This is a genomic window from Rhizobium sp. N731 (genome assembly GCF_001664145.1).
In the GTDB taxonomy this organism is placed as follows: domain Bacteria; phylum Pseudomonadota; class Alphaproteobacteria; order Rhizobiales; family Rhizobiaceae; genus Rhizobium; species Rhizobium esperanzae.
On the sequence record NZ_CP013601.1, the window covers coordinates 193,471 to 216,780 of the forward strand.

The window sequence follows — 23,310 nt, forward strand, 5'->3', positions numbered from 1 at the left end:
GAAGGCTGATGGGTGCCTATGTCATTCGCCGCCTGCTTTTGATGATCCCGACCATTATCGGCATCATGGCAATTTCCTTCATCGTCGTTCAATTTGCACCCGGCGGCCCGGTCGAGCAGGTGATTGCCCAGCTGACCGGCCAGGCCGACAGCGCTGATCAGCGCCTGTCCGGCGGCGGCGATCTCCTCGGTGGCGGCGGCAGCGACGAAGGTTCGAAGTATCGCGGCGCCCAGGGGCTTGATCCGGAGCTGATCGCCAAGCTCGAAAAACAGTTCGGCTTCGACAAGCCGCCGCTGACGCGCTTTGGCGAGATGATGTGGAATTACATCCGCTTCGATTTCGGCGAGAGCTTCTTCCGCAACACCTCCGTGCTCGACCTCATCAAGGAGAAGCTACCGGTATCGATCTCGCTCGGCATCTGGATACTGATCTTCTCCTACGCCATCTCCATCCCGCTCGGCATCCGCAAGGCGGTCAAGGACGGATCGACCTTCGATGTCTGGACCTCGGGCGTCATCGTCATTGGCTATGCCGTTCCGAGCTTTCTCTTCGGCATCCTGCTGATCGTGCTTTTCGCCGGCGGTTCCTTCTACGACTGGTTTCCGCTGCGCGGCCTCGTTTCCGATAATTTCGGTGAGCTCGCCTGGTGGCAGAAGCCACTCGATTATTTCTGGCACCTCACTCTGCCGCTGATCTCGCTTTCGCTAGCCGCCTTTGCTACCACGACGCTTCTGACCAAGAATTCCTTCATCGAGGAGATCAAGAAGCAATATGTCGTCACCGCCCGCGCCAAAGGCTTGAACGAGCGGCAGGTGCTCTACGGCCATGTTTTCCGCAACGCCATGCTGATCATCATCGCCGGTTTTCCCGGCGCCTTCATCTCCGCCTTCTTCACCGGCTCGCTGCTGATCGAAAACATCTTCTCGCTCGATGGCCTCGGCCGCCTCGGCTATCTCTCGGTGGTCAACCGGGATTATCCGATCGTCTTCGCGACACTCTATATCTTCTCGCTGCTCGGTCTCTTCGTCAGCCTGATTTCCGACCTGATCTACACCTGGATCGATCCGCGCATCGATTTCGAGCGGAGGGATGTCTGATGGACGCCGCCGCAAACCCCGCCACCGCAACCCCGGTCAAACCGCCGCGCAAGGGCCTGCTGTCGCCGACCAACATCCGCCGCTGGAAGAATTTCCGGGCGAACGGCCGCGGCTACTGGTCGCTGTGGCTGTTCCTGCTGCTGTTCGCGCTCAGCCTCTTTGCCGAGTTCCTCGCCAACGACCGGCCGATCATCGCCTCCTACAAGGGCGAAATCCTGTTTCCCGTCCTGATCGACTATCCCGAGGAAAAATTCGGCGGCTTCCTCGCCGAAACCGACTACCGCTCCTCGGTGATATCGGACGAGATCAACGCCAATGGCTGGATGATCTGGCCGCCGATCCGCTATTCCTACCGCTCGGTCAACTCGAACATTCCGCATTCGGCGCCGACCGCCCCCTTCTGGCTGATGACCAAGGAGGAACGCTGCTCCGGTTATCCGCAAGGGGCGAATGATCCCGGCTGCACGCTCGGCAATCTCAACTGGCTCGGCACCGATGACCAGGCGCGTGACGTGCTGGCGCGCGTCATCTACGGCTTCCGCATATCGGTGCTGTTCGGCCTGGCGCTGACCATCTGCTCGGCAATCATCGGCGTGACGGCAGGGGCGGTGCAGGGCTATTTCGGCGGCTTGACCGATCTCCTGCTGCAGCGCTTCATCGAGATCTGGTCGTCGATGCCGGTGCTTTACATCCTGCTGATCATCGCCGCGATCCTGCCGCCCGGCTTCTTCGTGCTGCTCGGCATCATGCTGCTCTTCTCCTGGGTCAGCTTCGTCGGCGTGGTGCGCGCCGAATTCCTGCGCGCCCGCAATTTCGAATATGTCCGCGCCGCCCGCGCGCTCGGCGTCAACAACCGCACCATCATGTGGCGCCACCTGCTGCCGAACGCCATGGTGGCGACACTCACCTTCCTGCCTTTCATCCTCTCCGGCTCGATCACGACGCTGACCTCGCTCGACTTCCTCGGCTTCGGCATGCCGCCGGGCTCGCCTTCGCTCGGCGAAATGATCGCCCAGGGCAAGACCAACCTGCAGGCGCCCTGGCTCGGGCTGACGGCGTTCTTCGCCATGTCGATCATGCTTTCCCTTTTGATCTTCATCGGCGAAGCCGTGCGCGACGCCTTCGATCCGAGGAAGACGTTTCAATGAGTGACATGACAGAACCGCTCCTTTCCGTCCGCGATCTCTCGGTTGCCTTTCATCAGGGCGGCGAAGCCTCGCTTGCCGTCGATCGGATCTCCTTCGATATCGCCAAAGGCGAGGTCGTGGCGCTCGTCGGCGAATCCGGCTCCGGCAAATCGGTCTCGGCCAACTCGATCCTGCGGCTTCTGCCTTATCCCTCGGCAAGCCATCCCTCCGGCGAAATCCTGTTCAAGGGCAAGGATCTCTTGAAGGCATCGGAGCGGGCGCTGCGCGAGGTGCGCGGCAACGACATCACCATGATCTTCCAGGAGCCGATGACCTCGCTCAATCCGCTTCACACGATCGAGAAGCAGATCGCCGAGATCCTCGCCCTGCACCAGGGGCTTACCGGCCAGCCGGCGCGCGAACGGGTGCTGGAATTGTTGAATCAGGTCGGCATCCGCGAGCCTGAGAAGCGGTTGAAGGCCTATCCGCACGAACTCTCCGGCGGTCAGCGCCAGCGCGTCATGATCGCCATGGCGCTTGCCAACCGGCCGGAACTGCTGATCGCCGACGAGCCGACCACGGCGCTCGACGTCACAGTGCAGGCGCAGATCCTCGAGCTTCTCCGGCAGTTGAAGACGGCACACGGCATGTCGCTGCTGTTCATCACCCACGATCTCGGCATCGTGCGCAAATTCGCCGACCGCGTCTGCGTCATGACCAAGGGCCGGATTGTTGAAACCGGGACGGTCGAGGAAGTCTTCGCCAATCCGAAGCACGATTATACCCGCCATCTGCTCGCTTCCGAACCGCGCGGCGAGCCGCCGCTCGCCGACCCGTCGAAACCGGTGGTGATGGAAGGTTCGGATATCCGCGTCTGGTTCCCGATCAAGGCGGGGCTGATGCGCCGCGTCGTCGATCATGTGAAGGCCGTCGACGGCATCGATCTTTCGTTGCGCGCCGGCCAGACGCTCGGCGTCGTCGGCGAATCCGGCTCCGGGAAGACCACGCTCGGCCTGGCGCTCACCCGGCTGATCTCTTCACAGGGCCGGATCGCCTTTATCGGCAAGGATATAGCCGGCTATTCGTTCAATGAGATGCGACCGCTGCGCAATCAGCTGCAGATCGTCTTCCAGGATCCCTACGGTTCGCTCAGCCCCCGCATGTCGGTCGGCGATATCATTGCCGAAGGGCTGAAGGTGCATGAGCGCGCCTTGAGCGCCGAGGAGCGCGACCAGCGTGTCTGCTGGGCGCTGGAGGAGGTAGGCCTCGATCCGCTGACCCGCTGGCGCTATCCGCATGAATTTTCAGGCGGCCAGCGCCAGCGCATCGCCATAGCTCGCGCCATGGTGCTGAAGCCCCGTTTCGTCATGCTCGACGAGCCGACATCCGCGCTCGACATGAGCGTGCAGGCGCAGGTCGTCGACCTCCTGCGCGATCTGCAAAAGAAACACGACCTCGCCTATCTCTTCATCAGCCACGACCTGAAGGTGGTGAAGGCGCTCGCCAACGACGTCATCGTCATGCGGTTCGGCAAGGTGGTGGAGCAAGGTCCCTCCGCGGAAATCTTCCGCGCGCCCAAGGACGATTACACCAAGGCGCTGATGGCAGCCGCGTTCAACATCGAGGCGGTGCCGACGCCCGCCGTGCAGCAGTAAAGAAGATCATGTCAGTTCGTCCTCCCGTCCTCGTCGATATCAAGTTCAACCCCGAAGGTGTCGACCGGGTCCTGAAGACGGCCTTTGCCGACCGCGGCAGCATCAATCTCGCCGATCCCGCCAATCGCGAGCGTGATTTCAGCGAAACGGAATACGCGCTTCTCTGGAAGCCGGATGCCGACCTCTTTCGACGGGCACCGAACCTCAAGGTCATCTTCTCGGGCGGCGCCGGTGTCGATCACATCATCGGCATGGCCGGCCTGCCTGATATTCCGATCGTTCGTTTCGTCGACCGCAGCCTGACGACCCGCATGAGCGAATGGGTCGTCATGCAGTGTCTGATGCATCTACGCGGGCAATATGGCCATGACAGTCACCAGCGGCGGCGCGAATGGGCCAAGCTGGTAGCGCCGGAAGCGGCGGAGGTGACCGTCGGCGTCATGGGGCTCGGCATTCTGGGCCAGGATGCGGTCGCCAAGCTGAAAGTGATGGGTTTCAACGTCATCGGTTGGTCGCGCACCCGCAAAACAATCGAGGGCGTTGAGACCTTCGACGCGGGCGAACTGGACCGGTTTCTCGCCAAGACCGACATTCTGGTCGGCCTGCTGCCACTGACGCCTGAGACGACGGGCTTCTATGATAGCGGGCTATTTAAGAAGCTCCGCCGCGACGGTGCGCTGGGACAGCCGGTCTTCATCAATGCCGGCCGCGGCAAGAGCCAGATCGAGGCCGACATCGTCTCGGCCGTCGGGGAGGGGACCCTCGGCGGCGCTTCTCTCGACGTTTTCGAAGTGGAGCCGCTCGCCACCGACAGCCCGTTGTGGGCATTGGAGAACGTCTTCATCACCCCGCACGACGCGGCGGTCTCCGAAGAGAACGCGCTGTTCCGCCATGTCGAGACGCAGATCGCCCGTTTTGAGCGCGGCGAGCCGCTGCAGTTCGTGATCGATCGCGCCGCCGGTTATTAGATTTAAGCGGCATCTCGTGCCAAAGCTGCGGCGGTTTGGCTATTCCCAAGACCGCGGCGCGTTTGAGCCCGGAACCTTCCAGACGGCCACCCGTTTTCCTTGCGAAGTTCTTTGCGGCCGGTTCGGCCGCCAAGGCAGCGAAGGAGACGATGATGGCGCATCAGACCGAAACACGCTGGGAAAAATCCGACGGAAAACTTCACAAGGAACAGCAAATCCCGCCGGTCAAGGCAAAGCAGGGGCGTATGGGTTATCGTATCCTGACCGTGCTGCTCGTGGCGCTGATCCTTGCTTTCGTGGTCTGGATTCCAGTCGAGATCTGGGGCCGCCGCGAGGCGAACGAGGTGGCGCCGCAGCAGCCCGGCCAACAGCTCCAGCAGCAGCAGTCGGACGCAGCACGCGCGCCGACCATGCAGAATGGCAATGCGGTCCCGACCGAGACGCCGCAAACGGCGCCGGCCCCGAATACCGCTCCTGTGGCCCCGGCTCAACCTCCGGCCCAATAGGCGTTCGACAGATAATCTCCCGCATCCCGTCGCCGCCATGCGGCGGGATGTTTATGTTTTGTCTGGACTTTCTTCGCCGATTTTTCGATAAGAAGGCGCACGAGCCGGTTTCGTGCGCCGGCCCGGAACTTGGCAGCACCTGACCGGAGTGGACAGGGGCAGGAATCTCATGGCCAAGACCGATATCGCGAGACGCGTCTACAATCACGCCTGGAAACTCGACCCGATCATCCGCAGCCTGATCGATACCGACTTCTATAAGCTGCTGATGCTGCAGATGATCTGGAAGCTCTATCCTGATGTGAACGCCTCCTTCACCCTGATCAACCGCACCAAGCGCGTACATCTCGCCGAAGAGATCGATGAAGGCGAATTGCGGGAGCAGCTCGATCATGCGCGCACGCTGCGGCTCTCCAAGAAGGAGATGATCTGGCTGGCGGGTAACAGTTTCTACGGCCGCGCGCAGATCTTCGAGCCGGAATTCCTGGCGTGGCTGTCCAATTTCCAGCTCCCTGAATACGAGCTGTCGAAGAAGGACGGGCAATATGTGCTGGACTTCCATGGGTCCTGGAAGGAAACCACCATGTGGGAGATCCCGGCGCTCGCCATCGTCAACGAACTGCGTTCGCGTTCGGCGATGAAGGCGCTCGGCCCTTTCACGCTGGATGTGCTCTACGCCCGCGCCAAGGCGAAGATGTGGTCGAAGGTCGAGCGGCTGAAGGAATTGCCCGGCCTGCGCATCTCCGATTTCGGCACCCGCCGCCGCCACAGCTTTCTCTGGCAGCGCTGGTGCGTCGAGGCGCTGAAGGAAGGTATCGGTCCGGCCTTCACCGGCACGAGCAATGTATTGCTGGCGATGGATTCCGATCTCGAGGCGGTCGGCACCAATGCCCACGAACTGCCGATGGTGGCAGCCGCCCTGGCGCAGACCGATGAGCAACTGCGCAATGCCCCTTACAAGATCCTGCGCGACTGGAACAAGCTCTATGGCGGCAACCTGCTGATCGTCCTGCCGGACGCCTTCGGCACTGCGGCCTTCCTGCGCGACGCCCCCGAATGGGTCGCCGACTGGACCGGCTTCCGTCCGGACAGCGCGCCGCCGATCGAAGGCGGTGAAAAGATCATCGATTGGTGGAAGAAGATGGGCCGCGATCCGCGCCAGAAGCTGTTGATCTTCTCCGACGGTCTCGATGTCGACGCCATCATCGACACTTACCGGCATTTCGAAGGCCGCGTGCGCATGAGCTTCGGCTGGGGAACCAACCTGACGAATGATTTTGCCGGCTGCGCGCCGACGGAAATCTCAGGCCTCAATCCGATCTCGATCGTCTGCAAGGTCAGCGACGCCAACGGCCGTCCGGCGGTAAAACTCTCCGACAATCCGCAGAAGGCTACCGGCGAACCGGCGGAGGTCGAACGCTACCTGAAATTCTTCGGCGCCGAGGATCGGGTCGATCAGACCGTCCTGGTATAGGCACGAGGTGAGGCGCGGCCATGACGGGGCGCATCGATATGCCCCGCCATCGCATCCTCGATCGACCAGCCGAAGCGCCAGGCGTCAAACATCGCATACCATTCCTGAAAATCGGTGATCGGCAGCACATCCGGCTTCGACATCGGATTGTCCGCCAGGCTGCGGCCGCGAGCACGATCGCGCACGCCACGCTCCTGCATCTCAAGCAGATTCTCGAACATCATCACCCGGCCTCCCGTTCCATGGGTTTATGCAATCATGCTAATGAAGCATTGTCGAGTCCGGATGTGAGCATTCCGGTTTTTCACAGGATTAGCCCATTTCGCTATTTCAAGGCGATCGCAGCCGACCTCGGATCGATCTGGCGAAATGGATAGGGCGTGACGGGGAGGCCCGGCTTCCTGGCTGGGGTCCGCCACCGAGCCTCCCGGCTGACCGAATCTCTGAAAGCGGCAGCACTGACAATTGCCGCTTTCCGCTCGGGCCGATCCAACGGTGATGAAGGCGAGAGTTAACCAGTGGTTACTATCCACCGGCCCCGTCTCAATCCGGCGCAATCCCCAGCTGAACCGGCGGGTTTCAGGCGGCCAGTCTGCGAAACCGCGTTCTGATCCGGTCGAGGTAATAATGTCCGGGAGACGGCGCCGCCGTCATCGCATGGGCTTCCGAAGAGGGCACGCCTTCGAACAGACGCTCCTCGCCGTTCTTGAAGCAGATCCTGAGCCGCCCGTCTTCCTGGCTGAAATAGACGGATTTGATGATCTTCGACTTCACCGAAAGTTCTTCCACCTGTTTTACCTCTGTTTTTGGTTTGGCAGAACCTAAACCCAAACGTGCAAAGACGCGGTGAAGCAGCGTGGTAAAAATTCAGGAATCTTTCTGGTCAGCGCTACACTTCGTTTAATGAGATCGAGCCTTCGCTTCCTTGCAGACTGTGGAAGAGCGTGCCAATATCACGATGAACTTTACGCCATCTTCGATCTGATTGCCGCCAATCCCCGTGGCGCGTGAACGGCATGAAATTTCTCCTCCGATGCGCATTCATCCGTTCAAGGCCCATCTCGTCGTCTATATGGTTACAGAGAGCGAGGATGTTCTCATTGTCCGTATTCGCCATGGACACGAAGCTTGGGCCGCCCAGGCTTAAAATTCAATCTTGGAAGATCCAGATGTGAAAATGGCGGACAGGGAGGGATTCGAACCCTCGGTACGCTTTCACGTACACACGCGTTCCAGGCGTGCGCCTTAAACCACTCGGCCACCTGTCCTTTGGCGTTCGCGCCCGGATAGGTGCAAATCGTCGGAACGGCGCGATATATACCGATGAATTTTTGCCGATCAACCCAAATCTAACAGTTTTTTGACTTCTTCCGATAAAACTCCGCTCGGCCCATCCCATTGTGCTTCACCTCAGCGATGACTATGTAATTCTCAAGGTGGAGAATGGCGCGGGCTCGCCGGAATTATCCGGCATATCGAAGCGTCGGAGGGATTGATGCGTTTCCTGTTGCGTCTGGCGAGTCTTGTCGCGCTTGCGGCAGCCGTTATTGCCGGGACCATCGATTCGATCCAGTCGGTTGCCGCCTCCGCCGTGATCATGACGCCGATGTCGGATGCCTGGCAGGATGTGAGCCCGGACACGCTGACGTCGCTGCAATCCGCGCTTTCCTACTATATCCACCCGCGCTTCTATGCCTTCATCTTTCAGTGGCTGATGCTGCAGCCGGCCTTTGCGGTTTTTCTGGTGATCGCGCTGCTTCTTTGGATGGTCGGCTACAAGAAACCGCAAGTTTCCGGCCGCTTCATCGCATAGCCGATCGGTTTGAGCCGGTGCGATGCGGCGAAGGCTGATACGGCCCTCCGCGGCTTTGGCATCTGCCGGCGGATTGGCTAGAAAAACCGCAGCCTTGATGGGGAAATGTCCAAAAAACAGCCGGGAAGAACTGATTTTCAGCAATCGCTGCAAATCTTTACCGCCTGAAAAATTTCTGGTGAATTTTTCCGTGAGCCATGCAAGGATGCGCGCAGCCAGGCCTCCGGGGGGAGGTCGGTGGTTCCGCAGACATGTCCGAAAAGGGCTTGCGGGAGGACCCCTAACGAATAGCAACAACAGGGCTGCACAATGAAAAAATCCCTTCTCACTCTCCTTGCCGTGGCTGCCATGTCGACGACGGCGCTTGCCGCCGATGTCAAGCCGGCGCTGGTTTACGGCACCGGCGGGAAGTTCGATAAGTCTTTCAACGAAGCGGCCTATAACGGCGCCGAGAAGTTCAAGGCCGAGACCGGCATTGCCTATCGCGACTTCGAGCCGACCGGCGACACCCAGGGCGAACAGGCCATCCGCAACTTCGCAAGCCGCGGCTTCAACCCCGTGGTCGCCGTTTCCTTCGCCTGGACTTCGGCCATTGAGAAGGTCGCAGCCGAATTCCCCGATACCAAATTCATCATCGTCGACTCCGTCGTCGACAAGCCGAACGTCCGCTCGGTCGTCTACAAGGAAGAAGAAGGCTCCTATCTCGTCGGCATTCTCGCCGGCATGGCCTCCAAGACCGGCAAGGTCGGCTTCGTCGGCGGCATGGACATTCCGCTGATCCGCAAATTCGAATGCGGCTATGAGCAGGGCGCTCGCGCCGCCAAGGCCGATATCCAGGTTTTCCAGAACATGACCGGCACGACGGGCGCTGCCTGGAATGACCCGGTTCGTGGCGGTGAGCTCACCAAGAACCAGATCGACCAGGGCGCGGATGTCATTTACGCGGCGGCCGGCGCCACCGGCCTCGGCGTGCTGCAGACCGCGGCCGACAACAAGAAGCTCTCGATCGGCGTCGACTCCAACCAGAACCATCTGCATCCGGGCTCGGTGCTGACCTCGATGGTCAAGCGCGTCGACCTCGCCGTCTACAACGCCTACACCGACACCAAGAACGACAAGTTCACCGGCGGCGTCCAGGCGCTCGGCGTCAAGGAAGATGGTGTTGGCGCGGCGATCGACGACAACAACAAGTCGCTGATCACGCCGGAAATGCAGGCGGCCGTCGACAAGGCCAAGGCTGACATCATTGCGGGAACCGTGAAAGTTCACGATTATACCTCGGACAACGCTTGCCCGAAGTGATCCGCGCCCTGATGTAATCGACGATTGAGATCGGGCGTATGGCGGAGGGGATTTTCGCCATACGCCCTTTTCTTATTTGGAGCCTGCAGTGACAGATAAGCCCGCCATCGAGCTTGTCGGCATCGATAAGAAATTCGGTGCCGTCCACGCCAACAAGGACATCAACCTCACCGTTGCCAAGGGGACGATCCACGGCATCATCGGTGAAAACGGCGCCGGCAAATCGACGCTGATGTCGATCATCTATGGTTTCTACCACGCCGACAGCGGCGAGATCCGCGTCAACGGCAATCCGGTCACCATCCGTGACAGCCAGGCGGCGATCGCTGCCGGCATCGGCATGGTGCACCAGCATTTCATGCTGGTCGACAATTTCACGGTGCTCGAGAACGTCATGCTCGGCGCCGAAGGCGGCTCGCTGCTGGCCAGAGGCGTCGCATCGGCCCGCGCCGAGCTCAAGCGGCTGGAAACCGAATACGGCCTCGAAGTCGATCCTGACGCGCTAATCGAAGAGCTCCCAGTCGGCCTGCAGCAGCGCGTCGAAATCTTGAAAGCCATGTATCGTGGCGCCGAGATCCTGATCCTCGACGAACCCACAGGCGTGCTGACGCCGGCTGAAGCCGACCACCTCTTCCGCATCCTCAAGGTGCTGCGCGACCAGGGCAAGACGATCATCCTCATCACCCATAAGCTGCGCGAGATCATGGCGATCACCGATACGGTCTCCGTCATGCGCCGCGGCGAGATGGTCGCCACCCGCAAGACGGCGGAAACGACGGTGGAGGAGCTTGCCGAGCTGATGGTCGGCCGTCGCGTGCTGCTGCGCGTGCAGAAGGGCGAAGCCAATCCGGGCGCCGCCGTGCTCTCCGTCCGCAACCTGACGGTCAAAGACAATCGCGGCGTCACCATGGTCGATAACGTCTCCTTCGACGTGCGCGCCGGCGAGATCGTCGGCATCGCCGGTGTTGCCGGCAACGGCCAATCGGAATTGCTGGAGGCGATTGCCGGAATCCGCAAGCCTGTCTCAGGCGAAATCCTTCTCGATGGCCAGACGATCGACAAGGCCGACCCCGCCCGCCTGCGCGATCTCGGCCTCGCCCATATTCCCGAGGACCGGCACCATATGGGGCTGGTGCTGAAGTTCGAGGAATATGAAAACGCCGTCCTCGGCTATCACCGCCGTCCGGACTATAGCAAAGGGCCGCTGCTCGATCTCGAAGCGATCCGCAAGGATGCGATGGAGAAGATCGAAAAATACGATATCCGCCCGCCGAACCCGCGGCTGAAGACGGCGAATTTCTCCGGCGGCAATCAGCAGAAGATCGTCGTCGCCCGCGAAATCGAACGCGATCCGAAGATGCTGATCATCGGCCAGCCGACCCGCGGCGTCGATATCGGCGCCATCGAATTCATCCACCGCCGGATCATCGAAATGCGCGATGCGGGCAAGGCGATCCTGCTCGTCTCCGTCGAACTCGATGAGATCCGCGCCCTATCAGACCGTATCCTTGTCATGTTCGCCGGCCAGGTCGTCGGCGAGAAGACGCCCGATGCCGGTGAACAGACCCTCGGCCTGATGATGGCCGGCATTGCCGCGTGAGGCCTTTATGAGCACTGCTTCCGTACCGCTACCGAGATGGATCAATTACGGTCTGATCCCGCTTTTAAACCTGGTCGTCGCCTTCCTGATCTCCGGTTTCGTCGTCTGGCTGATCGGCGAAAGCCCGCTCGCCGCCCTTTCGCTGCTGATCGAGGGTGCCTTCGGCAGCGGCGAAGGCATAGGCTTCACGCTCTACTATGCAACGAGTTTCATCTTCACCGGCCTTTCCGTGGCCGTCGCCATCCATGCCGGTCTCTTTAACATCGGCTCTGAAGGCCAGGCCTACGTCGGCGGGCTCGGCTGTGCGCTGGTAGCGCTTGCGCTCGATCATTACGTGCCCTGGTATGTAACGATGCCGATCGCCATTGTCGGCGCCGGTATTTTCGGTGCGGCCTGGGCCTTCGTTCCCGCTTTCCTGCAGGCCAAACGCGGCAGTCATATCGTTATCACGACAATCATGTTCAACTACATTGCAGCCGCCCTTATGGTCTATCTGCTGGTGCACGTGCTGATCGTGCCGGGCAAGATGGCGCCGGAAACCCGCACCTTCTTCGAGGGTGGGCAGCTTCCCAAGCTTGGCTGGGTCATGAGCATCTTCGGAGCCAAATTAGGCGCAGCACCCTTCAACGTCTCCTTCATCATCGCCCTTCTTGCCGCCTGGTTTGTCTGGATCCTCATCTGGCGCACCAAGCTCGGCTTTGAGATGCGTACGCTCGGCGTGAGCTCGACCGCGGCTGCCTATGCCGGCATACCCTATGCACGTATCGTCATTATCGCCATGCTGATTTCAGGCGCTCTCGCCGGCATGATGGCGCTCAATCCCGTCATGGGCTCTTCCGCCCGTCTGCAGGTCGAGTTCGTTGGTGGCGCCGGCTTCGTCGGCATTGCAGTGTCGCTGATGGGCCGCAACCATCCGCTCGGTATCATCTTTTCCGCAATCCTTTTCGGCACCCTTTACCAGGGCGGCGATTGGATCTCTTTCGAGATGCCGAATATCACCCGCGAAATGATTCTGGTCATCCAGGGACTGGTGATCCTCTTTGCCGGCGCGCTGGAATACATGTTCCGGCCGGCAATGGTGCACGTCTACCAGCAACTGAAGCGAGCCTGAGGAGCGGACGATGGATTACTACGACATCTTCATCAACGTCCTGAGCTCGACGGTCAGGCTCTCTATTCCGCTGATCTTTACCGCGCTCGCGGGGCTGTTTTCCGAGCGCGCCGGCATCTTCGATATCGGTCTGGAAGGCAAGATGCTGGGCTCGGCCTTCGCCGCCGCCTGTGTGGCCTATCTTACCGGTTCGGCCTGGCTGGGGCTTGGCGCAGGCGTTGTTTGCTCGGTGGCGCTCAGCCTGGTGCATGGCTTTGCCTCGATCACCAATCGCGGCAACCAGATCGTCTCGGGCGTCGCGATCAACTTCTTCATCGCCGGCATCACCATCGTGCTCGGCCAGGCCTGGTTCGGCCAAGGCGGGCGCACGCCGCAGCTTTCGCCGGAAGCGCGCTTCGCGCCGATCATCCTGCCGGGCGCAGATGCCATCCATAGTGTGCCGATCCTCGGCCCGCTCTATGCCAATGTCATCTCGGGCAACAACATCCTCACCTACCTCGCCTTCCTCGCCGTGCCCTTCTCCTGGTGGGTGCTTTACCGCACACGCTTCGGCCTCAGGCTGCGCGCCGTCGGCGAAAATCCGGGCGCGGTCGATACGGCAGGCATTTCGGTTGCCTGGCTGCGCTACCGCGCCGTCATGTGCGCCGGTATCCTCTGCGGCTTTTCCGGCACGTACCTCGCGATCGCCCAGTCCGCCGCCTTCATCAAGGACATGTCGGCCGGCAAGGGCTATATCGCGCTGGCGGCGCTGGTCTTCGCCAAGTGGAAGCCGGTACCGGTGATGTTCGCCTGCCTGCTCTTCGGCTTCCTCGATGCTTTGGCGAACTTCATGCAGGGCAAGCAGGTGCCGCTGGTCGGTGAAGTGCCGGTCCAGGTGTTCCAGGCGCTGCCCTATATCCTGACCTGCATTCTGCTTGCCGGCTTCATCGGCGTCGCAATCCCGCCGAAGGCCGGCGGCGTGCCCTATACGAAGGAACGTTGATCATGTCCCACGACCTGTTCGAAGCCGCCCGCGGCGCCATGGCTTTTGCGCATGCGCCCTATTCGAAATTCCCGGTCGGCGCGGCGATCCGCGCCGAGGACGGCAAGGTCTATACCGGCGCCAACATCGAAAACCTCTCCTTCCCGCAGGGGTGGTGCGCCGAGCCGACGGCGATCAGCGCCATGATCATGGGCGGCGCCAGGAAGATCGTCGAAATGGCCGTGATCGCCGAGAAGCTGCCGCTCTGCCCGCCCTGCGGCGGCTGCCGCCAGAAGATCTCCGAATTCGCCGCCAAGGACACGAAGATCTATCTCTGCGATGAGGCGGGCGTGAAGAAGACCATGACGATGGAAGAGCTTCTTCCCTTCAGCTTCGAGACGGAACTCGGATGAGGGCGACGGTCGACCTGCTCGCCGCATTGCTCGGCGCCATCAAGCCGCGCTACGGAATCGTGCTCGGCTCCGGTCTCGGCTCCCTGGTTGGCCAGCTGGAAGGCGCCATCCGTATTCCCTATCGCGACCTGCCGGGCTTTCCCGTCAGCGCCGTCTCCGGCCACGCCGGCGAAGTCGTCGCCGGCCGCCTCGGTGGAAAGCCGGTCATCATGCTTTCCGGCCGCGTGCATTATTATGAGAAGGGCGATGCCAGCGCCATGCGCCTGCCGATCGAGGTGCTGAAGGCGCTCGGCGTCGAGGCGCTGATCCTGACCAATTCGGCCGGATCGCTGCGCGACGACATGCCGCCCGGCTCGGTGATGCAGATCACCGATCACATCAACTATTCCGGCATGAACCCGCTGATCGGCGAGGAAAGCGACCATCGCTTCGTCGGCATGACCAATGCCTATGATGCCGGTCTTGCCGCGGCGATGCGGAAGGCGGCGGCAAAGCTCAAGATCGAGCTGGGGCAGGGCGTCTATATGTGGTTTTCCGGTCCGAGCTTCGAAACGCCGGCCGAAATCCGCATGGCGCGCATTCTCGGCGCCGATGCCGTCGGCATGTCGACAGTGCCCGAAGTGATCATCGCAAGAATGCTGGGTCTGAGGGTTGCGGCCGCTTCCGTTATCACCAACTATGGAGCAGGCATGACCGGCAATGAGCTCAGCCATGAAGAAACCAAGGACATGGCGCCCGTCGGCGGCGCCCGTCTTGCCGACATATTGAGAGAGATGATTGCGGCCGAAGGAAGCGAAAAATGAATAGCCATTCCATCCGGGAAACGGCGGCGGTCGCCCTTTCCCTTCTCGACCTCACCAATCTGAAGGACGACTGCACCGAGGCGCAGATCGACACGCTCTGCGTCCGCGCGCAGACACCCTACGGCAACAGCGCCGCGATCTGCATCTGGCCGCGTTTCGTCGCCTATGCCCGCAATATCCTCGGCGCCGGCCATCCCGTGCGGATCGCAACGGTCGTCAATTTCCCGGCGGGCGATATGGAAGTGGCCGATGTCGCCGCCGAAACCCGTGAGGCGATTGCCGACGGCGCCGATGAGATCGATCTGGTCATTCCCTACCGCAAGCTCATATCAGGCAACGAGAAGGCGGTGACCGACATGGTCAAGGCGGTGCGCGCCGAATGCGCCGGCCCCGTCCTGCTGAAGGTGATCATCGAGACCGGCGAGTTGAAGGATGCCGTCTTGATCCGCCGTGCCTCCGAACTTGCGATCGATGCCGGCGCCGATTTCATCAAGACCTCGACGGGCAAGGTCGCCGTCAACGCGACGCTCGAAGCCGCCGACATCATGATCCGGGCCATTCGTGAAAGCGGGCGCAAGGTCGGCTTCAAGCCGGCTGGCGGCATCGGCTCGGTGACCGATGCGGCGCTCTATCTCAGCCTTGCCGAAACCATCATGGCGCCGGACTGGGCCATGCCTTCGACCTTCCGCTTCGGCGCTTCCGGCCTGCTCGACGACATACTGGCGGTTCTGAGCGGAGCGCAGCCGGCACCGGCTGCGGCGTCGAGCTATTGAGATGATTCCGCAGGAGATCATCCGGCGTAAACGCGATGGCGAGGAACTCGACGCCGCCGATATCAGCTCCTTCATCGCAGCGCTGGCCGCCGGGCAGCTGTCCGAAGGCCAGATCGGCGCCTTCGCCATGGCCGTCTGGTTCAAAGGCATGTCAGGCGAGGAAATCGTGGCCCTGACGCTGGCAATGGCCAATTCCGGCGACAGGCTGCAATGGGCTGGCATCGACCGTCCGATCGCCGACAAACATTCGACCGGCGGCGTCGGCGATAATGTCTCGCTGATGCTGGCGCCGATCGCCGCTGCCTGCGGCCTCGCCGTCCCGATGATCTCGGGGCGCGGCCTCGGCCATACCGGCGGCACGCTCGACAAGCTCGAATCCATTCCGGGCTATAGGATCACCCCCGATGCGGAGCTCTTCGGCAAGGTGGTGAAGGAGGCGGGATGCGCCATCATCGGCCAGACCGGAAGCTTGGCGCCCGCCGACGGCAGGCTTTATGCCGTGCGCGACGTCACTGCCACCGTCGATTCCATTCCGCTCATCACTGCCTCCATCCTGTCGAAGAAGCTCGCGGCCGGGCTCGAGACGCTGGTGCTCGACGTCAAGCTCGGCAACGGCGCCTTCATGGCCGACCGCCGTCAGGCGAAGATGCTGGCGCATTCCCTGGTCGAAGTGGCCAACGGCGCGGGCGTGCAGACATCCGCCTTGATCACCGACATGAATGAGCCGCTCGCCGATTGCGCCGGCAATGCCGTCGAGATGCGCAACTGCCTGGACTTCCTGGCGGGCAGGAAGACCGGCACGCGGCTCGAGACCGTGGTTTTTGCCTTTGCCGCCGAGATGCTGGTGAAATCGGGCATTGCCGCTTCCGCTGAAGAAGCCGATGCGATGGCGCGCCGAGCGCTGTCATCGGGACAGGCGGCCGAAACCTTCGGGCGTATGATATCCATGCTCGGCGGACCGGCCGATCTCGTCGAAAATCCGGAGAGATACCTGGCCAGGGCGCCGGTCGAAAAAGAAGTCCCGGCCGCCCGATCCGGCTGGCTTGCCGCCTGCGACGCGCGGGGTATCGGCATCAGCGTCATCGATCTCGGCGGCGGCCGCCATCATCCGGCAGATCGGATCGATCACCGCGTCGGTTTCTCCGGTCTCCTGCCGCTTGGCACCCGGGTCAATGCGGGCGATCCGATCGCTGTCGTCCACGCTGCTGACGAAGCCGCGGCGGAAAAAGCAGCTGCGGCCCTTGCCGTGCATTATCGCATTGCTGACGAGAAGCCGGAATTGGCCTCCGTCATTGCAGGCCGGGTCTGATGCGGTTTACTGTTTGAGGCTGAGCGAGCCGTCGGCGACGGAATAAGAGGCGAGTTTCTGCAGGAAGCTCATGCCGACCAGCGTGGTCGTCAGCGCGTCGTCCCTGAGCACGAAGGCCTCGACATTCCGGACGCGGATGCCGCCGATTTCGACGCGATCGAGGATCACGTGCGCGGCCTTCGTCTGGCCGTTCGCCGTGTTCACACCATAGCGGAAGTCGAGCTGATTTGCGGTGTAGCCGAGCCGGCGCGCGAGTGTCTCGTTGAGGGCGACATAGGTGGCGCCGGTATCGATCAGCCCTGGCACCGGCTTGCCGTTGATCTTGAAGCTGCCGGTATAGTGCCCCTGCGCATCCGCCTGCAGGCGGATCGTACCAGTGCCGGAAGCGGGCGCCGGTGCAGCGGGTTGGCCGGCGTCGGCCGATACGAAATTGGCGGAGAGACCGTCGGCAGGTTGCTGGCTGACACTTCCAACGAAGGAAGGTACCTGTGTGGCCAGCACCGCGGCGATGCTGGCGAAAATGACGGTACGCGCGAGCATGAAACAGAAATCCTTCCTGTATAAACCCCGCTTCATGCGAGGCCTCATGCTTCCAGCTTGCTAACCCTCAAATCCTGATAACTTGCTAATATCGATAATAAAAAGGCCCGGAGCGAACCGTCCGGGCCACAAAGTCTTGCGATTTGGTAAAGGAAGGCTGAAATTATTTGGTTCCGTACATGCGGTCGCCGGCATCGCCGAGGCCCGGCATAATGTAGCCCTTCTCGTTGAGATGGCTGTCGATCGCCGCGGTGAAGACCGGAACATCCGGATGCGCCGCGCGGAAGTTGCGGATGCCTTCCGGGGCGGCGAGCAGGCAGAGGAAGCGGATATTGTGGGCGCCGCGTTCCTTGAGCTTGTCGATCGCAGCAATCGAGGAATTGCCAGTCGCCAGCATTGGGTCGACGACGATGATCAGGCGCTCGGCCACGTCTTCCGGTGCCTTGAAGTAATACTCGACCGGCTGCAGCGTCTCGTGATCGCGATAGACGCCGATATGCGAGACGCGGGCGGAAGGCACGAGATCGAGCATGCCTTCGAGCAGCCCGTTGCCGGCGCGCAGGATCGAGGCGAAGACCAGCTTCTTGCCTTCCAGGATCGGCGAGTCCATCGTCTGCAGCGGCGTCTCGATCGTTGCCATGGTCAATTCGAGATCGCGGGTGACCTCGTAACAGAGCAGCGTGGAGATTTCGCGCAGCAGGCGCCGGAAACTTCCCGTCGATGTCTCCTTGCGTCGCATGATGGTGAGCTTGTGCTGCACAAGCGGGTGATCGATGACCGTGACGCCGTCCATGGGGAAGCCTTTCATTCTTTCTATCGAATGTTTCTTTCACGGAAATTGGCCCGACCGCAAGAGTGCAGCCGAATTTGCGCCGATCTTCCCCAACCTCCGGAGCCTTTCCCGGTCAGGAAGGGCTCTCACCCTCAAACGCGGGCGAGCAGCGTCTTCCGCGTCTCCTCGTCGACGAAGGCCGCTTCGATTGCGGTGCGCGTCATGGCGTCGATCTCCGCATCGCTGAAGCCGAAAGCTTCAGCGGCGAGCGCATACTCCCGCTCGAGCGACGTGTGGAAGAAAGGCGGATCATCCGAGCTGATCGTCACCGGCACCCCCGCTTCCTTCAGCCGGCGCAGCGGATGCGAAGCGAAATCGGGAAAGACCCGAAGAGCGATATTGGAGCCGGGACAGACCTCGAGCACGGTGCCGAGATCGGCAAGCCGCTTCACCAGGTCGAGATCCTCGATGGCGCGCACGCCATGGCCGATGCGCGCCGGGCGCACCGCATCGAGCGCATCGGCGACGCTGAAGGCGCCGCAGACCTCGCCGGCATGGATGGTAAGCCCGAGGCCGGCATCGCGGGCAATATCGAAGGCTCTGATATAATCGGCGACACGGCCCATGCGCTCTTCACCGGCCAGGTTGAAGCCGGTGATCAAGGGATTGCCGGCCTTTGCCGCATATTCGGCCGCACCGATCACGCTCTCCGGACCGAAATGCCGTTCGCCGGTGACGATCAGGCGGGCCTCGATGCCGCTTTTGGCCTTGGCCCGCCGGATGCCTTCACAGACGCCGGATATATACGCATCTGCGCCGAGCCCGATGCGCTTGCCATGGTCGGGCGACACGATGAGTTCGCTGTAGATCGTGTTGATGGCGGCGAGTTCATCGAGATAGGTTTCGGTCAGAAGCGCATAGTCCTCCTCGGTCTTGTAGACTTCCGAAACCTTGTCGTAACATTCGAGGAAACTTGCGAAATCATGCCAGACATAGGCGCCGTCGCGAAGCTGCCCGCTGATGTCGATGCCGTATTTGCGCGCCTGCGCCTCGGTCAAGGCTGGCGGTGCCGCACCCTCCAGATGGCAGTGCAGCTCGACCTTCTTCAAATGCGATGTCACAGAAAACTCCTTCCGTGCGGCCCGGCCGGAATGCCGAGATGCCGTGCAATGCTTTCGCCGATATCTGCATAGGTGCGGCGCACCCCGATCGAACGCGACCGGATGCCGGGGCCGAAGGCGATAATCGGCACGCGCTCGCGCGTATGGTCCGTGCCGCGCCAGGTCGGATCACAGCCATGATCGGCGGTGAGCACGACGAGGTCGCCGGGTTTCAGCTTCTTGTGGACTTCGGGCAGGCGCGCGTCGAAGGCTTCGAGGGCTGCGGCATAGCCCGGCACATCACGGCGATGGCCGTAGTTCATGTCGAAATCGACGAAATTGGTGAAGACGAGATCGCCGTCGTTCGCCGCGTCGATCGCTGACAGCGACGCATCCATCAGCGCCTCGTTGCCTGTCGCTTTGATGACGCGCGAAATTCCCTGATGGGCGAAGATATCGCCGATCTTTCCGACCGCATGCACGTGCCGGCCGTGCTGAAGGAGCCTGTCGAGCAATGTCGGTTCCGGCGGCAGCACCGAAAAGTCGCGCCGGTTGCCGGTGCGCTGGAAGGTGGACGCCGACTGGCCGATGAAGGGCCGGGCGATGACGCGGCCAATATTGTAGGGATCGAGCAGCCCGCGGGCGATACGGCAGAAGGCGAGCAGCCGATCGAGGCCGAAATGCGCTTCGTGCGCGGCGACCTGGAAGACGGAATCCGAAGAGGTATAGCAGATCGGTTTACCGGTGCGGATATGCTCCTCACCGAGACGGGCGATGATCTCAGTTCCCGAGGCATGGCAGTTGCCGAGAATGCCGGGCACATCGCCGGCTCGGCACAACGCTTCTATCAGTTCCAGCGGGAAGGCGTCGCCCTCCGTCGGGAAATAACCCCAATCGAAATTGACAGGTGTCCCCGCGATCTCCCAATGGCCCGATGGCGTGTCCTTGCCGCGAGAGATTTCGCTGGCCGCGCCATAAATGCCGTAGACCTTTTCCGGCAGGGGCATGCCGGCCGGAAATTGGCCGGAGGCGGCGCGGGCGATGTGCAGAAGCCCGAGTTCCGACATGTTGGGCAGGGAAAGCGTCCCGCTGCGCAGCCCAGCGCGGTCTCCGGCACCGGCCGCGCAGAATTCGGCGATATGGCCAAGCGTGTCGGCGCCCTCGTCGCCATAGGCTGCCGCATCCGGCGCCCCGCCGACGCCGAAGGAATCGAGAACGAAAAGAAAGGCGCGCGCCATTTTACCCCCGAAAGGACCGATCGCCGGCCTCCGGACCGTCGGAGGCTGAAGCCCACGCATATAGTGCCGCGCCTGGCTTGGCAAATTCGAGACGGGGAAGGGGTCAGCAGTCGCCGCAGGAGATCGAGTCGCCTTGCCGCTGGCGGTAGAAGTAACTGCGCCTGATGGTAATCGTGCGCATCCCATCCGGCATGAAGTTCGGAGCGAACAGAAACATCGTATAAGGGATGCTGAGTTCGGTCCGAACGAGGAAGCTGTTTGCCGTCTTCATATCGGCCGGCACGTCGCTCACCGTCACATTCTTCGCATAGGGCGTCGTTCCGTCCTGCGCCCAGGACCAGAGTACTTTCGCATTGGCGCCGGCGTCGATTGAAATTCCGGTGATTTTCAGCGTCAGCGATGTTGAATTGTAGGGCACGAACATCGCCGTTGCGACCGACGGCATCTGCGCGAGTGCGCTCTTCGTAACGGATTGCTGCTGGGTGACGAGGTCGGCGATCGAACCAGCGGCGCGTGTCGCGCGCTTGCTGACGCTGAGGCCGATCGTAATCTCGAAAGCGCCGATATAGAGCATGACGAGCACGGGAAAGAGGATCGCGAATTCGATCGCTCCGGCGCCCTCGCGCTCTCGCGCCAGCCGACGCGCCTGCTGTACCAGTCTGGTGAACGGGTTGCGCATCGCCATTATGGATACTGCTCGTTCTGGAAGGCGGAGGTGGCGATAATCAGATATTGCGTCGGCATCGAACCGTCCGACGGACGGATCGTCGTGATATAGGGCCGGACCAGATCCGTGATGATTTCCCATCGATAGTAGGCGCGCAGCATGTTGATCGTGCCGGCACCGCCAGGCGTATATTTGAAGGCGGCGGTATTGATGTCGGCATATCGGTCACTGGAAACCTTGGGGATCGTCGTCGGAATCGCCGAGAAGGAGCCGAACGTCTGCACATCCACGTAAAGCTTGCTCGGCGTGGCGGCTTCGCTGGTCGAGCAGCTGATCAGGATCGAGATCTCGTTGCAGAACGCCTGGCGGAATTGCGTCCGGCTCATATCGGTCGTACGGCCGAGATTGTAGGTGATCTGCCCGGTCCGCATCCGGCGGCTCATCGTATCGACGGCGTTGGAGACGAGTTCTTCGGCGGCGAAGGCGATGAAGGTTTCGAGGATCGCGAAGATCACCAGGAAGTACGGAATGGCAAGCAAGGCAAATTCGATTGCCGCTGCGCCGTCGCGCGAGCGGGCGACAGCGCGAAACTGGGAGAAACGGTTCGGCGCAAAGGCGCGCTTTCTATCCGTCTTCTGATCAACTACCGTCATTGCCTGGACCCGAGCGACATCTCTGCCTGCCACACTAGGGTCCGTTCGTTGATTTTCCGTTTCAGGCCGATACGACGATTTTAACTAAGAGCCTTTCCTGGTCAGATTGAAGCATTCTGCCGGAGCAGGTTTGCGTCAGGGCAGAGGCGATTGGCGATGGGCATACCTCCAGGTACGTCCGAGCCGATCGCCTCTGATCCTGGCGGAAAGATGCGCGGCCCTTCGGGTTGGCTGAAACGGGCCGGCTGATCGACCGGCCGGCTTGGCCGTAGAGCTGGGCTACGACGCGCGCCGGCCGGTCGACCATCCGACTCCGTTTGAGCCAACAGAATGATTCAATCTGACCAGGAAAGGCTCTGATGCCAGAAGATCCGAACCGGGCCGATCAGGGTGACGTGGCGCCGGCGGCCGCTTGCTGCGCATGCTGCTCGCAATTGGGCGTGCAGGACAGCACGGAGCGCTCGGTCTGCCGGTAGACGCGCACCGTGTTGCCCTCGTCTATCGACACAAGGATGCGCTCGTCCAGGATTGCGTTGCCGTCAGCGTCCAGAAGAACCAGATTGGTGGTTCCGAAGCTGCGTCCTGTCAGCACGATCGTCTTGGCATCGGCTACGGTCGCATCGGCGACCTGGGCATTGCCGACGATGACCTTGCTGACGGGGCGGTCGAGCTTCAAGACGCGCGCGTGATCCATATAGACGCGCAGCATGTCATCGTCTGCGGCCGAGGAAACTCCCGAAATACCGGAAACGGCGATCATGCCGGCAAAGAAAATGGTTTTGCCGCTCGATGACATCTGGTCCTCTTTCACGATCACAGCGCAATAGGCGATAGAATGGAAAAAAATGGTGAATGAAGCCTTAATCTCGCCATGCTGTTTCGCGGTGAAGCAGGATGATCTGATTTGGCACTGGCTTCGGCCGGGGTGTGTTGCGGCTGGATGCCGTGCCTGTGCTGTTTCCGGATGAATCCCGTTGTTAACCTCTGAATATCATTAAATATTGAGCGAAATGAATAAGGTAAAGCTTACCCTGCAGGAGCCTCCGGCGGCTTTCACATGCGGTTAACTCTTTTTCTTAAGCCGATGGAAACGCCCATTCATTAGATTGCGGTTCATCCGATCAACGGCAACAGTTGGCGGACGTGCTGAACATCAACTGGAGTTAGGAGTACCCATGACCAAGCTTTTTAGCCGTTTTCTGAAGGACGAATCCGGCGCGACCGCAATCGAATACGGCCTGATCGCAGCCCTCATTTCCGTAGCGCTCATCGCCGGCGCCACGACCCTCGGCGAGAAGATCGGCAACACGTTCAACGGTCTGAGCACCAAGATGGACGACGCCACTTCGAAGGCGAACTAATCGAGGTGCCGCGAGGCGGCACTTTCCTGATTCTGGCCGGATCTGATCTGGCTGGTCCATCGAGCGG

25 protein-coding genes, 1 tRNA gene and 1 pseudogene are annotated in these 23,310 nt (G+C 61.3%); 17 read left to right on the plus strand and 10 right to left on the minus strand.

Annotation, left to right across the window (positions count from 1 at the left end; translation table 11 throughout):
- The first annotated feature begins 8 nt into the window (after positions 1 to 8).
- The 6 genes from AMK02_RS00915 to pncB all read left to right on the plus strand — a co-directional run bounded on the left by AMK02_RS00915 (position 9) and on the right by pncB (position 6,827).
- Positions 9 to 1,097 carry a microcin C ABC transporter permease YejB gene (locus AMK02_RS00915; protein ID WP_064800271.1) on the plus strand — a complete coding sequence of 363 codons (1,089 nt, stop codon included), beginning with the start codon at positions 9 to 11 and terminating at the stop codon, positions 1,095 to 1,097.
- A complete protein-coding gene (locus AMK02_RS00920; protein WP_064800272.1) occupies positions 1,097 to 2,245 on the plus strand; it encodes an ABC transporter permease in 1,149 nt (382 codons plus the stop codon). The genes AMK02_RS00915 and AMK02_RS00920 overlap by 1 nt, the downstream gene beginning before the upstream one ends.
- Positions 2,242 to 3,879, plus strand: a complete 1,638-nt coding sequence (locus AMK02_RS00925; protein ID WP_064800273.1) for an ABC transporter ATP-binding protein — start codon at positions 2,242 to 2,244, stop codon at positions 3,877 to 3,879. Before AMK02_RS00920 ends, AMK02_RS00925 begins: the two co-directional genes overlap by 4 nt.
- Positions 3,880 to 3,887: 8 nt before the next feature.
- Entirely contained in the window at positions 3,888 to 4,847 is a 960-nt protein-coding gene (locus AMK02_RS00930; RefSeq protein WP_064800274.1) for a 2-hydroxyacid dehydrogenase, read from the plus strand.
- 149 nt (positions 4,848 to 4,996) lie between these two features.
- On the plus strand, positions 4,997 to 5,353 hold the full coding sequence (locus AMK02_RS00935) for a hypothetical protein (RefSeq protein ID WP_064805823.1): 357 nt from the start codon (positions 4,997 to 4,999) through the stop codon (positions 5,351 to 5,353).
- Positions 5,354 to 5,522: 169 nt separating this feature from the next.
- Positions 5,523 to 6,827 carry a nicotinate phosphoribosyltransferase gene (gene pncB / locus AMK02_RS00940; RefSeq protein ID WP_064800275.1) on the plus strand — a complete coding sequence of 435 codons (1,305 nt, stop codon included), beginning with the start codon at positions 5,523 to 5,525 and terminating at the stop codon, positions 6,825 to 6,827.
- Here the strand turns inward: pncB and AMK02_RS00945 are convergent.
- The gene (locus tag AMK02_RS00945; protein ID WP_064805825.1) at positions 6,809 to 7,048 is read right to left on the minus strand and encodes a CrpP-related protein; all 240 of its coding nucleotides are present in this window, start codon (positions 7,046 to 7,048) and stop codon (positions 6,809 to 6,811) included. The two genes, pncB and AMK02_RS00945, sit on opposite strands and share 19 nt — an antisense overlap.
- A gap of 358 nt (positions 7,049 to 7,406) precedes the next feature.
- Positions 7,407 to 7,616 (minus strand): KTSC domain-containing protein, encoded by a 210-nt coding sequence (locus AMK02_RS00950; protein WP_064681543.1) that lies wholly within the window; start codon positions 7,614 to 7,616, stop codon positions 7,407 to 7,409.
- Between the two features lie 150 nt (positions 7,617 to 7,766).
- On the opposite strand from AMK02_RS00950, the pseudogene AMK02_RS00955 reads away from it, so the two are divergent.
- Positions 7,767 to 7,974: pseudogene (locus tag AMK02_RS00955) on the plus strand (type II toxin-antitoxin system RelE/ParE family toxin); the annotation flags it as partial.
- A 31-nt stretch (positions 7,975 to 8,005) separates the two neighbouring features.
- Here the strand turns inward: AMK02_RS00955 and AMK02_RS00960 are convergent.
- A tRNA-Ser gene (locus tag AMK02_RS00960) sits at positions 8,006 to 8,095 on the minus strand.
- Positions 8,096 to 8,322: 227 nt separating this feature from the next.
- On the opposite strand from AMK02_RS00960, the gene AMK02_RS00965 reads away from it, so the two are divergent.
- The 9 genes from AMK02_RS00965 to deoA all read left to right on the plus strand — a co-directional run bounded on the left by AMK02_RS00965 (position 8,323) and on the right by deoA (position 16,912).
- Positions 8,323 to 8,640, plus strand: a complete 318-nt coding sequence (locus AMK02_RS00965) for a hypothetical protein (RefSeq protein WP_064800276.1) — start codon at positions 8,323 to 8,325, stop codon at positions 8,638 to 8,640.
- Between the two features lie 309 nt (positions 8,641 to 8,949).
- Complete coding sequence (locus AMK02_RS00970; protein WP_064800277.1) at positions 8,950 to 9,942, plus strand: BMP family lipoprotein; 993 nt, start codon at positions 8,950 to 8,952, stop codon at positions 9,940 to 9,942.
- Between the two features lie 88 nt (positions 9,943 to 10,030).
- A complete protein-coding gene (locus AMK02_RS00975; protein WP_064800278.1) occupies positions 10,031 to 11,542 on the plus strand; it encodes an ABC transporter ATP-binding protein in 1,512 nt (503 codons plus the stop codon).
- 7 nt (positions 11,543 to 11,549) lie between these two features.
- Entirely contained in the window at positions 11,550 to 12,653 is a 1,104-nt protein-coding gene (locus AMK02_RS00980) for an ABC transporter permease (RefSeq protein WP_064800279.1), read from the plus strand.
- A gap of 10 nt (positions 12,654 to 12,663) precedes the next feature.
- The gene (locus tag AMK02_RS00985; RefSeq protein ID WP_064800280.1) at positions 12,664 to 13,635 is read left to right on the plus strand and encodes an ABC transporter permease; all 972 of its coding nucleotides are present in this window, start codon (positions 12,664 to 12,666) and stop codon (positions 13,633 to 13,635) included.
- 2 nt (positions 13,636 to 13,637) lie between these two features.
- Positions 13,638 to 14,027: a cytidine deaminase gene (locus AMK02_RS00990; RefSeq protein WP_064800281.1), complete on the plus strand. Its 390-nt coding sequence runs from the start codon at positions 13,638 to 13,640 to the stop codon at positions 14,025 to 14,027.
- Entirely contained in the window at positions 14,024 to 14,830 is an 807-nt protein-coding gene (locus AMK02_RS00995) for a purine-nucleoside phosphorylase (RefSeq protein ID WP_064800282.1), read from the plus strand. Before AMK02_RS00990 ends, AMK02_RS00995 begins: the two co-directional genes overlap by 4 nt.
- A complete protein-coding gene (deoC, locus tag AMK02_RS01000; protein ID WP_064800283.1) occupies positions 14,827 to 15,603 on the plus strand; it encodes a deoxyribose-phosphate aldolase in 777 nt (258 codons plus the stop codon). Before AMK02_RS00995 ends, deoC begins: the two co-directional genes overlap by 4 nt.
- 1 nt (position 15,604) lies before the next feature.
- A complete protein-coding gene (gene deoA, locus AMK02_RS01005; protein ID WP_064800284.1) occupies positions 15,605 to 16,912 on the plus strand; it encodes a thymidine phosphorylase in 1,308 nt (435 codons plus the stop codon).
- A 6-nt stretch (positions 16,913 to 16,918) separates the two neighbouring features.
- Here the strand turns inward: deoA and AMK02_RS01010 are convergent, their stop codons facing one another.
- The 7 genes from AMK02_RS01010 to AMK02_RS01040 all read right to left on the minus strand — a co-directional run bounded on the left by AMK02_RS01010 (position 16,919) and on the right by AMK02_RS01040 (position 22,678).
- Positions 16,919 to 17,488, minus strand: coding sequence for a TIGR02281 family clan AA aspartic protease (locus AMK02_RS01010; protein WP_064800285.1), 570 nt, complete (start codon positions 17,486 to 17,488; stop codon positions 16,919 to 16,921).
- Positions 17,489 to 17,615: 127 nt separating this feature from the next.
- The gene (gene upp, locus AMK02_RS01015) at positions 17,616 to 18,245 is read right to left on the minus strand and encodes a uracil phosphoribosyltransferase (protein ID WP_020920114.1); all 630 of its coding nucleotides are present in this window, start codon (positions 18,243 to 18,245) and stop codon (positions 17,616 to 17,618) included.
- A 131-nt stretch (positions 18,246 to 18,376) separates the two neighbouring features.
- Positions 18,377 to 19,345 (minus strand): adenosine deaminase, encoded by a 969-nt coding sequence (locus AMK02_RS01020; protein ID WP_064800286.1) that lies wholly within the window; start codon positions 19,343 to 19,345, stop codon positions 18,377 to 18,379.
- Positions 19,342 to 20,562, minus strand: a complete 1,221-nt coding sequence (locus AMK02_RS01025) for a phosphopentomutase (RefSeq protein WP_064800287.1) — start codon at positions 20,560 to 20,562, stop codon at positions 19,342 to 19,344. Before AMK02_RS01025 ends, AMK02_RS01020 begins: the two co-directional genes overlap by 4 nt.
- Before the next feature lie 103 nt (positions 20,563 to 20,665).
- Positions 20,666 to 21,247 carry a TadE/TadG family type IV pilus assembly protein gene (locus AMK02_RS01030; protein WP_064800288.1) on the minus strand — a complete coding sequence of 194 codons (582 nt, stop codon included), beginning with the start codon at positions 21,245 to 21,247 and terminating at the stop codon, positions 20,666 to 20,668.
- A complete protein-coding gene (locus tag AMK02_RS01035; protein WP_064800289.1) occupies positions 21,247 to 21,882 on the minus strand; it encodes a TadE/TadG family type IV pilus assembly protein in 636 nt (211 codons plus the stop codon). Before AMK02_RS01035 ends, AMK02_RS01030 begins: the two co-directional genes overlap by 1 nt.
- A 385-nt stretch (positions 21,883 to 22,267) precedes the next feature.
- Entirely contained in the window at positions 22,268 to 22,678 is a 411-nt protein-coding gene (locus AMK02_RS01040; protein ID WP_020920118.1) for a pilus assembly protein N-terminal domain-containing protein, read from the minus strand.
- Positions 22,679 to 23,057: 379 nt separating this feature from the next.
- On the opposite strand from AMK02_RS01040, the gene AMK02_RS01045 reads away from it, so the two are divergent.
- On the plus strand, positions 23,058 to 23,243 hold the full coding sequence (locus AMK02_RS01045; protein ID WP_064800290.1) for a Flp family type IVb pilin: 186 nt from the start codon (positions 23,058 to 23,060) through the stop codon (positions 23,241 to 23,243).
- Positions 23,244 to 23,310 lie beyond the last annotated feature (67 nt).